Origin of the sequence: Sphingomonas sp., assembly GCF_003248515.1 — a bacterium.
GTDB lineage: Bacteria > Pseudomonadota > Alphaproteobacteria > Sphingomonadales > Sphingomonadaceae > Sphingomonas_I.
In genome coordinates, this window is sequence record NZ_QFOB01000001.1 from 356,139 (window position 1) to 369,862 (window position 13,724).

Sequence of the window (13,724 nt, forward strand, 5' to 3'; positions counted from 1 at the left end):
CGGGCAAGACCTTTCGCCCGCTTGTCCGCGACACACCGGCTCGCCTAAAGCCTGAGTCGTGCGCCTCTTCGTCAAACATCGCAGCGAATATCGCTTCTCGGAGCCGCAGGCGCGGCTCGTCCAGCTCCTTCGGCTCACGCCGGGCAATCATGCCGGGCAGTCGATCGTTTCGTGGCGGATCGATGTCGATCGCGATGCGCGGCTGAAATCCGCGCGCGACGGCTATGGCAACGAAACGACGATGCTCTATCTCGATGGCCCGCTCGCGCAGATCGCGATCGAGGTTTCGGGCGAGGTGCTGACCGACGATCGCGCCGGCATGGTGATCGGCACCGTCGAGACATTGCCGCCCGCTTATTATCTTCAGTCCACCCCGCTCACCCGCGCGGACGAGGCTTTGACCGATCATATCGCGGCACTGGCCCTGCCCGCCGAGGCGCAGCCCCGCGCGCACGCTCTGGCCGAAGCCGTTGCGGACTGGATGGAGCCCGCCGAAGCCGACCCCGCCACCGATCATTCCGCCGCGGCGCGCTTTGCCGCGCGCGCTGCCGATCCGCAGGGCAATGCCCATGTGCTGATCGCCGCCGCCCGCAGCGCCGGCCTGCCGGCGCGCTACGTGGCGGGCCATCTCTACCGCCCCGGCGGGGAAGGCGGCCATGCCGCCCACGGCTGGGCGGAAATCTGGGTCGACGGCTATGGCTGGATCGGCTTCGATTCCTTCGAGGGGTGCTGCCCGCGCGAACATCATGTGCGCGTCGCGATCGGCCTCGATCATCGCGAGGCCGCGCCCATATCGGGCCTGCGCACGGGCGGTGGCCACGAGGCGCTGGCGATCGACGTCCATGTCGGCCCGGAGCCCGCGCGCCAGGACTGACCGGCGGCTTCGGGATCGCCGGCGAGGGGCGCCCGCTCCCCGCATCTTTTCCGATCGACAGGTGATTCCACCCGCTGCGAAATCGCTCTAGCTTCCCCGAAACAGGGGGAACGATATGCGCGATCAGCTTAGATTTCCGGCGATGCTGTTGGCGGGCGCAGCCGCCATCGCCTCACCCGGCGCCGCGGCTGCGCCCGATCCGCAGACCGTCAACCGGATCGCCGATCAGGCCTTCGCGCATAGCCAGGTGATGCAGACCGCAGCCTATCTGACCGACCGGATCGGCGGCCGGCTCACCAATTCACCCGCGATGCGCGCGGCGGAGGCGTGGACCCAGGACCAGTTCAAGGCCTGGGGGCTCTCGAACGTTCACAAGGAAGGCTTCGATTTCGGACGCGGCTGGTGGATCGAGAGCGCCAGTGTGCGGATGGTGGCGCCCCGCCCCATCATGCTGCGATCGATCCCGATCGCCTGGACACCCGGCACCGGCGGCGCGCTGACCGCGCCGATCATCGTGGCGCCGATGAACAGGGAACGCGATTTCACCGAATGGCGCGGCAAGCTGGCCGGAAAGATCGTGCTCGTCACCTGGCCAGCCCCCGCGATCGACGAGACGACCGCCCCCTTCAAGCGGCTGGAAAGCGGGGACATCGCGAAACTCGACAAGGTGGAGCAGCCAAGCTTCGATCCGGACTGGGACAAGCCCCGCTATGATCGCACCATCTGGCCACGCAAGCTGGACGCCTTCCTGAAGGCCGAGGGTGCCGTCGGCTATGCGATCATGTCGGCACGGCCGGGCGGCCTCGTCCACGGCACCGGCTATCGCTATGCCGTGGGGGATACGGCGGCGCTGCCGGCGGTGGAAATCGCGCAGGAGGATTATCGCCGCCTCGCCCGCCTGGCCAGGACCGGTCCGGTCACGCTGGAGATCAATTCCAACGTCCATTTCGAGGATGGCGACCGCAACGCCTATAATGTGATCGCTGATCTGCCGGGCAGCGACGCGAAGGCCGGCTATGTGATGGCCGGCGCGCATCTCGACAGCTGGATCGCCGCCGACGGGGCGACCGACAACGCGGCCGGCAGCGCGATCATCATGGAGGCCGCGCGCATCCTGAAGACGATGGGCACGCCCCGGCGGACGATCCGCTTCGCCCTGTGGGCGGGCGAGGAACAGGGCATTCACGGCTCCGACGCCTATGTCCGCCAGCATCTGGCGAGCCGGCCACTCAATCCCGACCCCGAGAAAGCGGCGCTGGGGCCGAGCTTCAACAGCCGCACCTATCCGATCACGAAGCTGCCGGGCTATGGCGACCTCGCCGGCTATTTCAACATCGACAATGGCGGCGGACGGCTGCGCGGGCTTTATGCCGAGGGCAATTTCGCGGCGGTGCCGATGCTGAAGGAATGGCTCTCGCCCCTCGCCGGGCTGGATGCGACGACGGTGGTCGCGGCGAAGACCGGCGGCACCGACCATGTTTATATGCAGACGGTGGGTCTGCCCGGCTTCCAGTTCATCCAGGATCCGCTGGATTATGGCAGCCGCACCCACCATTCCAGCGTGGACACCTACGATCATCTGCGCGCGCAGGATATGCGGCAGGCGGCGCTCATTCTGGCGAGCGTGCTGTGGTCGGCCGCCAATTCGGACAAGGCGATCCCGCCCTCGCCCCTGCCCACCACACCTTTGGACAATGATCCATTCCGCTACCGCAATCCGACCGACGATTGAGCGAACGGAGGCGAAGGGGAACGGATATTCCGCCTCCGTTACGGCATGGCCGGACCCCGGTCCGGCCGGTCCGGGAAGGCAGCTTTCCCGCTCCCGGAGACGTGATTTCAGATACTTAACAAAATGGAAACCGTCGAAACGTTTGATTCCGGCCCCAATCTTTGTTAACCATCCTTAAGGTGGCCCCTATGGACATGGTTAGCGCCGGCTTAAGGCTTTCTTCACCAACTGTGGACAAAATCGCTTGGTGATTTCGCTCGATCCTCCTTCGGCAATCGCGATCTTCGCGGCCATGATGGCCGCGATCTTCGGCGCTTGCGTGCTGGGCGTGCGCCTTGGCGGCCGGTCCGCGCGGCAGATCCAGCTTCGGGAAGACGAGGCGCCTGCTGCCGCGACCGATTCGGGCACCGGCCAGAAACAACTCGCAGACGATCTGGATGCCGCGATCGTGCGCGGCCAGCTTTTCCTGGTCCACCAGCCGAAGATGCGCGCGCGCACCGGCACGATTGAGGCGATCGAGACTCTCGTCCGCTGGCGCCATCCGGAGCATGGCCTTGTCAGCCCCAGCGATTTCATCGGCGTGGCCGAACAGCGCGGCGAGATCCGGCGGATCACCGAATGGGTGCTGCGCCAGACGATCAACGAGCAGCGCAGCCTCAGCGCCTGCGGGCATCCCCTGCCGTTCAACATCAATGTCTCGGCCTATCTGCTGGCCGATCGCGATTTCGCGCAGTGGATGCTCGATACGATCCGCACGGCGAGCGCGCCGATCGGCATCGAGATCACCGAGACGGCGATGATCGCCGATCCAGCCGGCGCGCTTCGCAACCTGCATCTGTTCGCGGATGCGGGCGTGCATGTCGCGATCGACGATTATGGCGCCGGCCTTTCCAGCCTCGCTTATCTGAAGCAGTTGCCGGCGCGCGAGTTGAAAATCGATCGGATGTTCATCTCGGGTCTTTCGACCAGTCACCGCGATCCCCTGCTCGTCCGCTCGACGATCGATCTGGCGCATGCGCTGGAAATGGAAGTCACGGCGGAGGGCGTCGATTCAGCCTCCACGATGGCGCTGCTGCGCGTCATGGGCTGCGATCTGATGCAGGGCTATCTCATCGCCAAGCCGATGCCGCTCGGCGAACTCAGGGCATTTCTCGACACACGCGACGCAGCGGGGGAACCCGCAATGCCTGTCGCCTTCCCGTGGGCCAAGTCTGCGGCGGGGGTGTCAGGAATGGAGACGCAAGCCGAGGAGGGGACGGCTAAGAGACAAGCTTAATTTCAATTTAACTTTTCCACTTTACCATCGGTGCCGGCCGGGCTATATCCCGAGTCGAAGGCGCGGTTGTGCCTTCGACAGGGAGGCCTCGATGTACAACCCGTTCTGATTGCTGACATGCAAAGCAACCACCTCGATGGCATTTCGAGGACCTTATCAACATCTTACCCCGGCACGCGGTGGCCATATAATCATCGCAGTTGGATCATAAGTGCGGCTGGCTGCAGTATGCCGCGCTTTCGATCCGGGATCGGGTTTCATTCTGCTTATGATAGCCGGCTAGATTCTGTTAACCTTACCCGCCTAAGGGTGAGCGCGAGACAGAAATGAGGCCGGCTTTTCGATTCTACATGATCCTTCTGGCCCTCACGGGGGCGGGGATCGGCGTGGCCGAAGCCGCCATCCCCAGGGACATATCCGCACATCTCGAACGTGGCCGCGCGGCGTTGCTGTCCACACCCGAGCAGGCCCTGCAGGAAGGCGAAACCGCACGGCGGCTGAGCCTCAATGTGTCGTTCCGAAGAGATCAGGCTCTCGCGCTGGCCGCATCGGACTGGCTGCGTATCGCTGCCCTCATCAACCTCAATCGCCTCGCCGATGCGACCGCCATCACCAACAGCGCGCTTCGCGGCCCGATCGCGAAGCTGGCCCCGGATTCGGTGGAATATGCCAATCTGCTGGTGATGCGCGCAATCTCGGCCCGCAGCAGCGGCAATCTCGAGGTGGCGCTGGCCGATTCGCTCAAGGCCTATGAGATATTCTCAGCCACCGGCCAGGATCGCAGCCGGGCGATCGCCCTTTCCAGCATCGGCTCCATCTATCTGGTCGCACGAGATTATCCGAACGCGCTGCGCTATTATGCGCAAGCCGCCGATGCCTATCGCGCCGATGCCGCGCTGCTGGTCGCGGCTTATGGCAATCGCGGCGTAGCGCTCAAGGAGCTTGGCCGTTATCCGGCGGCGGAAGCGGAATTCGAGCGTGGCCTCGCCGTCGCCCGGCAGCAGGGCAGCCCCATGCTCCAGGCCCGCATCCTTGGCGATCTTGCCGCGACGCAGATCCGCGCCGGTCGCCTTCCGCAGGCCAAGCGCTCCGTCGATCAGGGCCTTTCGCTGCTCAACACCAGCGGCGACAAGGCATTCGTTCCGTTCCTGCTGGGCGCGAAGGCGCAACTGGCCGAGCGGAGCGGCAGGCATGACGAAGCCGCCCGCCTGGTCGAACGCGTCTTCGGCTCGGCCGATCTCTCCAAAACGCCCGCCGAAATGCGGGAATTCCTCGAAACCGGCTATACCGCGAACAAGGCCAAAGGCACGGACGCGCGCGCGCTGGAATATCTGGAAGCCTATAAGGTTGTTGACGATCGCGCCCGTTCGCTGGCCGCGTCCGCCAACGCCGCGCTCATGTCTGCGCGCTTCGATTTCGCCAACCAGCAATCGCGCATCGCCCAGCTCCGAGCGAACGAAGTCCGCCAGCAGGCCACGATCGAGCAGGGCCGGGCGCGCACGCGATCCATCATTCTCGGCGGCCTGCTGGTCGTCACCGGGATCGTCTCGTCGCTGCTGCTGTTCGGTTTCGTCTCCATCCGCCGCAGCCGGGATCGCGAGCGCGCCGCGAACGAGGAACTCAGCACCACGAACGTCGAACTGGAAAAGGCGCTCGCCGCCCGCACCGAATTCCTTGCTACCACCAGCCACGAGATACGAACGCCGCTCAACGGCATTCTCGGCATGACGCAGGTGCTGCTCGCCGATCGCGCGATCGATCCTCCCGTGCGCGAGAAGATCCAGCTCGTCCACGGCGCGGGCCAGACGATGAAGGCGCTGGTCGACGACATTCTGGATGTCGCCAAGATGACGAGCGGCGAGATCCGCATCGAAAAGGCGCCGATGAATCTCGCAGCGCTGCTGCGCGATGCCGTCCGCGTGTGGGAGGGGCAGGCCGCGACCAAGGGCATCAAGGTGGCGCTTTCCGCGGAAGACGCGCCGGAGGAAATCGTCGAGGACGAGGTGCGCCTGCGCCAGATCGTCTTCAATCTCATGTCCAATGCGGTGAAGTTCACCGATCGTGGCGAGGCGCGCCTAGCCGCATCCGTGGTGCGGGATGGCGGCCCCGAATCGGAAGGCCGCCTGCGCATCAGCGTGAGCGACACCGGGATCGGCATTCCGGCCGACCGGCTGGACGACGTATTCGAATCCTTCCGCCAGATCGATGGCGGCACCACGCGTCGCCATGGCGGAACGGGCCTCGGCCTTGCCATCTGCCGCAATCTCGCGCGCGCCATGGGCGGCGACGTCACCGTAACCAGCATCCTCGGTGCGGGGGCCACCTTCACGCTGGATCTGCCTCTCCAGATCGTCACCAAGCCCACCCGCGCCGTCATGGCCGAAGGCCAGGCAAAGCGGCTGCCTTCTGCCCGGCTGCTGCTGGTGGAGGCCAATCCCCTCAGCCAGAGCGTGATGCGCGCGGTGCTGACCCCGCATGTCGCATCGCTGGCCGCCGTATCGAATGTGGACGAGGCCATCGCCATCATCGATTCCGGGGAGGCGGACCTGATTCTGGTGGACGCCGCCACGCTGGGATCGGACATGTCCCAGGCGGGCCGGCTCGCCTTGTCGGGAAATGCGGCCGGCGCGCGACTTGCGCTCTTGTGGCCCTCGCCCGATAGGGAGATTGAAGAAGCGGCGGCCGCCCAGGGAGTCGAATTGTTGATTGCCAAGCCTATCAACGCCACCGATCTCGTGGCGAGACTGACCAGTCTGATGGTGGGCACCCCCTCCCCCGCCGGCATCGCCGCATGACCGGAACGGACGCCAGATCATGAATATCCTGTTCGTCGAGGACGATGCGATGAACCGCCGCGTGGTGCGCGACATGCTCACCGTGGCCGGCGCCCACATGGATGAGGCGCCCGACGCCGAAACCGGCCTGCGCATGATCGACGAGCGCGATTACGATATCATCCTGATGGATCTGCGCATGCCCGGCATGGACGGGCTCACCGCGATCCGCCATCTGCGCGCACGCCCCGATGCCAAGGCCAGCCTGCCCGTCATCGTCGTCACGGCCGATACGGCGGTCGACATCTGTCAGAGCTGCGTCGATCAGGGCGCCGACGAAGTGATCCTGAAGCCGGTGGCGATGAGCAAGCTGTTCGACGCGATCGGCCGTCTGATCGCGCGCGGCAACCAATCGATCATGCTCGCCTGAGCGGCTGGCCCATTCAATCGCGCCGGGAGGCGAAAAAGGTGCGCAGCTGCCCGGCCGCATCCACGGCACCAATGCCCGCATAGATTTCGGGCCGGTGATGGCAGGTCGGCTGCGCGAACAGGCGCGGCCCATGGGCAACCGCCCCGCCCTTCGGATCCTCCGCCGCATAATAGAGCCGGGAGAGCCGCGCGAGGGCGATCGCGCCCGCGCACATCGCGCATGGCTCCAGCGTGACCCACAGATCGCACCCGTCGAGCCGCGATGTGCCGAGTGCCGCCGCCGCGCGCCGGATGGCAACGATCTCGGCATGCGCGGTCGGATCGGAATCGCCGCGCATCGCATTGGCGGACGTCGCCACGATCGCTCCCTCGTGCACGATCACGGCGCCCACGGGCACCTCGCCGTCATCGGCCGCGGCCGCGGCGAGATCGAGCGCCAGGCGCATGGGAGCTGGAAGCGGAAAGGCCACGCGCCTGCCTAGAGCGGGATCATGCCCGGCGAAAGCGCAAGACGATGGCGGGCGACGGGGTGCATCCCCGCCGCGCCTACGTCAGGCCCGCGCGTAGAGCCCGGCCTCGTAGGCCGCCTTGTCGAGCTGCTCGCGAAAGGCCGGGTGCGCCATTTCGATCAGGGCCTTGGCCCGTTCCGCCGCCGATTTGCCCTTCAGGACCGTCCAGCCATATTCGGTCACCACGATGTGCGTGTCGTTCCGGGGCGTCGTCACCGGCCCGGTCAGATGCGGCGCGATGCGGGAGATGCTTCCCTTCGCGGCGGTGGAATGACAGGCGATGATCGATCGCCCCCCGCGCGAGGCATAGGCGCCGCGCACGAAATCCACCTGCCCTCCCGATGCGCTGAACTGCCTGCCATTCACAAATTCCGAATTGCAGGCGCCGTTGAGATCGATCTGGAGCGTCGCATTGACGGAAACGACCCTGTCGTTCTGCGCGATCACGAAGGGATTGTTCACATATTCGACCGGATGCGCCTCCACGGCCGGATTATCGTGGAGGAAATCGTAGAGAGGCTGATCGCCCAGCGCGAAGGTGAAGATCGAGCGGCCGACATGGGTCTGCTTGCGGCTGTTATCGACCACCCCCGCTTTCACCAGGGCGGACAGGCCCGGCGTCATCATCTCCGTGTGGATGCCCAGATGACGATGCCCGGAAAGCCCCGCGCATACCGCATCCGGCAGCGCGCCGATCCCCATCTGCAGGCAATCGCCATCCTCCACCAGCCCGGCGATGATCGCGCCGATCCTGTCATCAATGTCGGTGCGAGGCGCGGGCGGGAGAAGGGGAAGGCCCGCATCATGCTCCACCAGGGCCGTCACGTCCGAAACCGGGATCATGCAATTGCCCCGGACATAGGGCATGCGCGGATTGACCTCCAGGATCAGCCGGGTGCCGGGCTTCCGCGCGACCGCCAGCGAATAATCTGTGCTGGTGCCCAGGCTGAAATGGCCCTGCGCATCCATGGGGGAGACGGTCGCGATCAGCGTATCCACGCCGACATGCTCCACCAGCGAACGGGGCACCTGGCTGAAATGACAGGGCACGATATCGACGGCGGGCAGCTTTTCGCCCAGTCGGCGTTTGTCCAGCGCCCGCTCCACGCCGCCGTGGAAATAGCTCATCGGAATCAGGCGATCGGCCAGATCGAAATCGAAGACGCTGCCGCCCGCAATGCCGGTGCACAGCAGATAATAGAGCCGCACCTCCGCGACCGCACCGGCCCGCGCCCGCCCGGCCAGCGCGGCGAGGATGGCGGGGGGCTGCCCGGCGCCGAGCGCCATTGCCACCTTGGCTCCCGATGGGATGAGGGCTGCCGCCTGCTCCGCCGTACGGAGGCGTTCGCGATAGAGCCCTCGATGGTCGACCGGCATTGTTCTTGTCCTCTCTTCCGCCACATGACCGGGAAAGAGCGGAAACGTCCATTGCCATAAGGGCGGCCGGGCCGGTCATATTCCCGATTCCGGCTCTAATCCGGCCGTCCTTCGCATCATGCTGACGGCGCGCGAATTAGGCCGCATCGCAGCGGAATTTTGCTCCGATCCCGCTCTGGTTGACCATCCCGCGCGCGCGCGCGACAAGTCGCCCGGCGCCGTCTTGGGGAGCATTGCGTGGATATTGGGCAGCCGCCGAAGCGATTTGGCGATCATCACAACGCCTTTGGTTTCCTCCGTCTGCTGCTGGCCTCGCTCGTCATCATTTCCCATACCGCCGATCTCGTCGATGGAGATCGACGGCGCGAAATCCTGGTGATGCTGTTCGGCAGCCTGTCCTTCGGCGAGCTCGCCGTGGACGGCTTCTTCATCATCAGCGGCTTTCTCATCAGCGCGAGCTTCCTCAACAGCAGCAGCGCCCTGTCCTATCTGCGCAAACGCATCGCCCGCATCTATCCCGCCTTCGCGCTGATGTCGGTGATCTGCGTCTTCGTCGTGGCGCCGCTCGGCGGGGGCCAGCCCGCGCGCCATCCCATCCTGTCCACGCTGGCGAATATCGTCATTCTGTCGCCGCCCGGGGCGAGGGGCGTTTTCGCCGGCAGCCATCATGCGGATCTGAATGGCGCCGCGTGGACGCTCCAGATCGAATTCTACTGCTATCTGCTGGTGGTCATTCTCGGCCGGTCCGGGCTGTTGCGCGCGCCAAGGTTGATCGGCGCGCTGGCGTTCGGCTGCATCCTCCTCACGGCGATCCTTCCGGATGCGATCATACCGGCAGCGGCCCGATTGCCGCTCCACAGCTATTTCCTCCCGGGCGACCCGCGGGATCTTCCCAGGCTTTTCGGCATGTTCCTCACGGGGACCGCCTTCTATCTGTTGCGGGAGCATATCTCGCTTACCGGCCGGAACGCGATCCTGGCCTTCTGCGCATTGTGCCTCTCGCTCTTCTTTCCGGTGTTGGCGAATTTCGGAGTCGCGCTCTTCGGATCCTATGTCCTGTTCGCGGTCGCGGCGCTGGGATCGGGCACCGTGCTGGCCCATGTGAACAATCGCGACGATATATCCTACGGCCTCTATCTCTATGGCTGGCCGATAGAGAAACTGCTGATTCTCTGGCGCTTTTCCGACAACCTGTTCGTGCTTGCCGGCGTGACATGGCTTCTCGCCGCGCTGGCGGGCGCGATCAGCTGGTTCGCTCTCGAAAAGCCGGTCATGCGGTGGATACGTTCCAAGCCGGCCGCCCGGGCGACGACGAGCGTTGCAGGCTGACGGATCCGCCCCTTTGCTGATGCGATTTTGGTGTATCGATTCCTTTGGCGGAGCGCCTTTCGGCGCCCGTGCTCGATTTTGAGAAACGCCTTACGATATTGTTCTGAAGCATTTTCCTGCGTGATGGGCCGCACGCCCGCACGGGCCGGCCACGTTGAGATCGCGAGGGCCGCAGGTTCGATCCTCTTCATGCCCGGCGACGGGCCTTGCTTCAGAGGCCCGATCTTCGCCCGGTGGCCATGAGGCATGCGGCCCACGCCGCCGCGATCCACAGACTGGCGAGCCCGATATGGGCAAAGGCGATCGCCCCGGTCACAGCCCCGCCGACGAGGCCCAGCCAGAGCAGAAAATAGGGAAGCCAGCCTCCTCCCGGCTCGCCAAGCAGCCTGCCGGCGAGCCTCTGGGCGAACTTCACGAGCGTACCCGTCATGTAGGTCACGCCGATGGCGACCTCGCCCTCGCGGACAAACACATTGTTTGCAGCGCCCATCGCCACCGCCATCAGCGGAATCGCGAGCGCATCGATACGGAACGCATGGCACAAGGCCGCCATTCCGAGCAGCAGCGCCATGAAGGTGAGGACCGATGATGATGCACGGCGGCGGGCGTAATGCCGTATCCCCTTCCCGATCATCACGCCGAAAACGAACAGGGCGATGATGGCCAGCGGCAGCAGGGCGACCTGAACGGAAACGGATTGCGTGACGCCAACCGCGAAGCGCGTGGAATTGCCGCTCATGAACGAAACGAACAATCCGCCCAGACTCAGGAAGCCGAGCGCGTCCACGAATCCCGCCAGCATGGACAGGCCGATCGCCAATCGCTGCTCCGTCCGATCATGTGAGTGCACGTTTTCCGGGCCTTTCTTCGCTGGCACGGGAATATGGACGACCGCCGCTGGATGAACAAAGCGGTTGTTGCAGGCCGATTCCGCCACGGCCCGTGCCACACCGCCCGCCATCGACGCGCGGAGGCATCCCGGCGATGCCTGCGGCGGACTAACCGGCTTGGCGGATCCCGCGAACGGCACCCGGCGCGCCGGACTTTTTCTTTTCGGCGCAATGATTTCTCAAGAAATCCCGATCATCACGCGCCGGCGGAAAATTCGTATCCGCCGTTGGGAACCATCTGCCGCGATCATAGCTTATCTCGTCGCGCAGCACGCCCGGGGCCGCTTCCGCAGGAGGTTCTTTCCTGCTTAGGCGCACCTCCGGCGGCCGGCGTGCGTTACGCGTTCACGCCGCCGGGAGAGTGCAACTGTCGTCGAAGCCGATCATCGATCCCCCCGCGGCTTCCGGGCATGCAACGGATCCGCTTGACCTGACGGCCTGCGATCGCGAGCCCATCCACGTTCCCGGCGCGATCCAGCCGCACGGCCTGTTGCTGATCGCCGACCGCGCGACATTGCGGGTGGTGGGCGGCGCGGGCGACATCGAGGGGCGGCTGACCCCGATCTGGATGGAACGGTCGATCGAGGCATTGCTTGCCCAGCCAATCGATCCGGCCGTGCTGGAGGCCGATGATGCGGTGGTGACGCTGGCCGTCGTTCCGGGTCGCAGCGAAACGTTCGACGCATCGCTGCATAGGGCCGGGGACAGGCTGCTGGTGGAACTGGAGCCGGCTCCGGCCGATCCCCGCTCGGCCGCGACGGCGCTGGCCGAACTCGACCGGATGGGCGCGCAATTCGAACGCGCCTCCGATCTCCAGTCGCTGTGCGAGCGGGCGGCTGCGGCCTTCCGGACGGTAACCGGCTTCGATCATGTGATGATCTATCGCTTTCTGGATGACGGGGCGGGCAAGGTGCTGGCCGAGGACCGGGATCCGGAGCGCCATTCTTTCCTGAACCACCATTTCCCGGCGAGCGACATTCCGAAGCAGGCGCGCGCGCTCTACGTGCGAACACCGGTCCGCGTTATTCCCGACATCGGCTACACGCCGGCGCCGATCCGCCCGACCGAGTTGAAATCGATCGACCTGAGCGATGTGAACCTGCGCAGCGTTTCACCGATCCACCTGCAATATATGCGGAATATGGGCGTCAGCGCCTCCGCCTCGATCTCGATCGTGAAGGATGGCCTGCTGTGGGGCCTCGTCGCCTGCCATCACGCAACGCCACGGACCCTGAGCTACGAGACCCGCGCGATCTGCCAGACCCTGGCGGGCGAGCTTGCCCGCTATATCCGCGCGAAGGAGGAATCCGAAATATTCCGTGAGCGCATCCGGCTGCGCAGCGGAGAGGATGCGATCCTCGCCGGCATCGAACCTCATCTTTCGGTGGAGTCCTTCTTCGCGGAATATGCCGACGATCTCCGACAATTGCTGGGCGCGGACGGCTTCGCGGTGGCCCAGGGGCGATCGCTCTCCACCGCAGGCGTCTGCCCGCCCGGCGTCGCCCTCATGGATCTGGCCGATTGGCTTTCGACCCGTACGGTGGCGGAGCCGTTCGCCACGCAGCGCCTTGCCGGGCAATATCCCCAGGGCGCGCTGTATCGCGATATCGCCAGCGGTGTTCTGGCCGTGGCCCTGTCCGGCGAGACGCGCATGTTGCTCATCTGGTTTCGCGCCGAAGAGAAGACGCTCGTCGAATGGGCGGGCAACCCCCACAAGGGCAGCACGAGCGATCCGGACGCGATCCTGACGCCCCGCACTTCATTCGAGGCCTGGGTAGAGGAAGTGCATGGCTATGCGCGCCGCTGGACGCGCGCCGAAATCGAGGCGGCGGCGCGGCTGCGGAGCCATATTCTGGAATTGCGGCAGAGCCGCCGCCTGCGCGACCTGAACCGCGAACTGACCATGACGCTCGCGGAAAAGGATGGCCTGATCCAGCAGAAGGACCATCTGCTGCGTGAAGTGAATCACCGCGTCCAGAACAGCCTACAGCTCGTGCAATCCTTCCTCGCCTTGCAGGCGCGCGGCGGCGTGGAGACGAGCCTGGAAGATACGCTGAACGAGGCGCAGCGGCGTATCTCTGCCGTCGCGCTGGTCCATCGCCGCCTCTACCAGGCCGATCATCTCGAATCGGTCGATCTGTCGCGCTATCTGGACGAACTGATCGGAGACATGCGCGGGGCGATGGGCGACGAATGGGCGGCGCGCCTGACGCTGAGCGTCTCCCCGATGCTGATTTCCGCCGATCGGGCGGTGCAGATCGGCCTGATCCTGACCGAGCTCATCATCAACGCCAACAAATATGCCTATGCCGGCCAGCCCGGACCGATCGACGTGACGCTGGAGCAATATCGCAACATGTTCCGGCTGATCGTGGCCGATCAGGGCAGCGGCAAGCCGCAGGCCGGCGGACGGCAAGGCTTCGGCACGCGAATGATGAACGCGATGGTGGCGCGGCTCGACGGCACGATCGAGCAGTTCGACAATCGGCCCGGCCTGCGCGTGATCGTGAGCGCCCCCATCGACCAGTGAGGGC

Annotated in this window: 10 protein-coding genes; 7 read left to right on the plus strand and 3 right to left on the minus strand. The window is 65.3% G+C overall.

Features of this window, described 5'->3' with window-relative positions:
- Window positions 1–58: 58 nt before the first annotated feature.
- From DI605_RS01790 to DI605_RS01810, 5 genes are all read left to right on the plus strand, one after another.
- The gene (locus DI605_RS01790) at window positions 59–874 is read left to right on the plus strand and encodes a transglutaminase family protein (RefSeq protein ID WP_293968374.1); all 816 of its coding nucleotides are present in this window, start codon (window positions 59–61) and stop codon (window positions 872–874) included.
- A gap of 115 nt (window positions 875–989) precedes the next feature.
- A complete protein-coding gene (locus DI605_RS01795) occupies window positions 990–2,606 on the plus strand; it encodes a M20/M25/M40 family metallo-hydrolase (RefSeq protein WP_293968377.1) in 1,617 nt (538 codons plus the stop codon).
- A gap of 247 nt (window positions 2,607–2,853) precedes the next feature.
- Window positions 2,854–3,882, plus strand: coding sequence for an EAL domain-containing protein (locus DI605_RS01800; protein ID WP_293968870.1), 1,029 nt, complete (start codon window positions 2,854–2,856; stop codon window positions 3,880–3,882).
- 350 nt (window positions 3,883–4,232) lie between these two features.
- Complete coding sequence (locus DI605_RS01805) at window positions 4,233–6,677, plus strand: ATP-binding protein (protein ID WP_293968379.1); 2,445 nt, start codon at window positions 4,233–4,235, stop codon at window positions 6,675–6,677.
- Window positions 6,678–6,696: 19 nt separating this feature from the next.
- Entirely contained in the window at window positions 6,697–7,086 is a 390-nt protein-coding gene (locus DI605_RS01810) for a response regulator (RefSeq protein ID WP_293968381.1), read from the plus strand.
- A 13-nt stretch (window positions 7,087–7,099) separates the two neighbouring features.
- On the opposite strand, the gene DI605_RS01815 is transcribed toward DI605_RS01810, so the two are convergent.
- Entirely contained in the window at window positions 7,100–7,531 is a 432-nt protein-coding gene (locus DI605_RS01815; protein WP_293968871.1) for a nucleoside deaminase, read from the minus strand.
- A 105-nt stretch (window positions 7,532–7,636) separates the two neighbouring features.
- The gene (locus DI605_RS01820; protein ID WP_293968383.1) at window positions 7,637–8,971 is read right to left on the minus strand and encodes an acetyl-CoA hydrolase/transferase C-terminal domain-containing protein; all 1,335 of its coding nucleotides are present in this window, start codon (window positions 8,969–8,971) and stop codon (window positions 7,637–7,639) included.
- A gap of 237 nt (window positions 8,972–9,208) precedes the next feature.
- Between DI605_RS01820 and DI605_RS01825 the strand changes: the two genes are divergently transcribed.
- A complete protein-coding gene (locus tag DI605_RS01825; RefSeq protein WP_293968385.1) occupies window positions 9,209–10,300 on the plus strand; it encodes an acyltransferase in 1,092 nt (363 codons plus the stop codon).
- A gap of 211 nt (window positions 10,301–10,511) precedes the next feature.
- On the opposite strand, the gene DI605_RS01830 is transcribed toward DI605_RS01825, so the two are convergent.
- Complete coding sequence (locus DI605_RS01830) at window positions 10,512–11,120, minus strand: YoaK family protein (RefSeq protein ID WP_293968387.1); 609 nt, start codon at window positions 11,118–11,120, stop codon at window positions 10,512–10,514.
- A 431-nt stretch (window positions 11,121–11,551) separates the two neighbouring features.
- Between DI605_RS01830 and DI605_RS01835 the strand changes: the two genes are divergently transcribed.
- Window positions 11,552–13,720, plus strand: coding sequence for a histidine kinase dimerization/phosphoacceptor domain -containing protein (locus DI605_RS01835; protein ID WP_293968389.1), 2,169 nt, complete (start codon window positions 11,552–11,554; stop codon window positions 13,718–13,720).
- Window positions 13,721–13,724: the final 4 nt, after the last annotated feature.

What these genes read in the sequence shown, in the direction of transcription:
- DI605_RS01795 (WP_293968377.1), top strand. Translation starts at nt 990, where the DNA reads ATGCGCGATCAGCTTAGATTTCCGGCGATGCTGTTGGCGGGCGCAGCC.
- DI605_RS01805 (WP_293968379.1), top strand. Translation starts at nt 4,233, where the DNA reads ATGATCCTTCTGGCCCTCACGGGGGCGGGGATCGGCGTGGCCGAAGCC.
- DI605_RS01810 (WP_293968381.1), top strand. Translation starts at nt 6,697, where the DNA reads ATGAATATCCTGTTCGTCGAGGACGATGCGATGAACCGCCGCGTGGTG.
- DI605_RS01815 (WP_293968871.1), bottom strand. Translation starts at nt 7,531, where the DNA reads ATGCGCCTGGCGCTCGATCTCGCCGCGGCCGCGGCCGATGACGGCGAG.
- DI605_RS01820 (WP_293968383.1), bottom strand. Translation starts at nt 8,971, where the DNA reads ATGCCGGTCGACCATCGAGGGCTCTATCGCGAACGCCTCCGTACGGCG.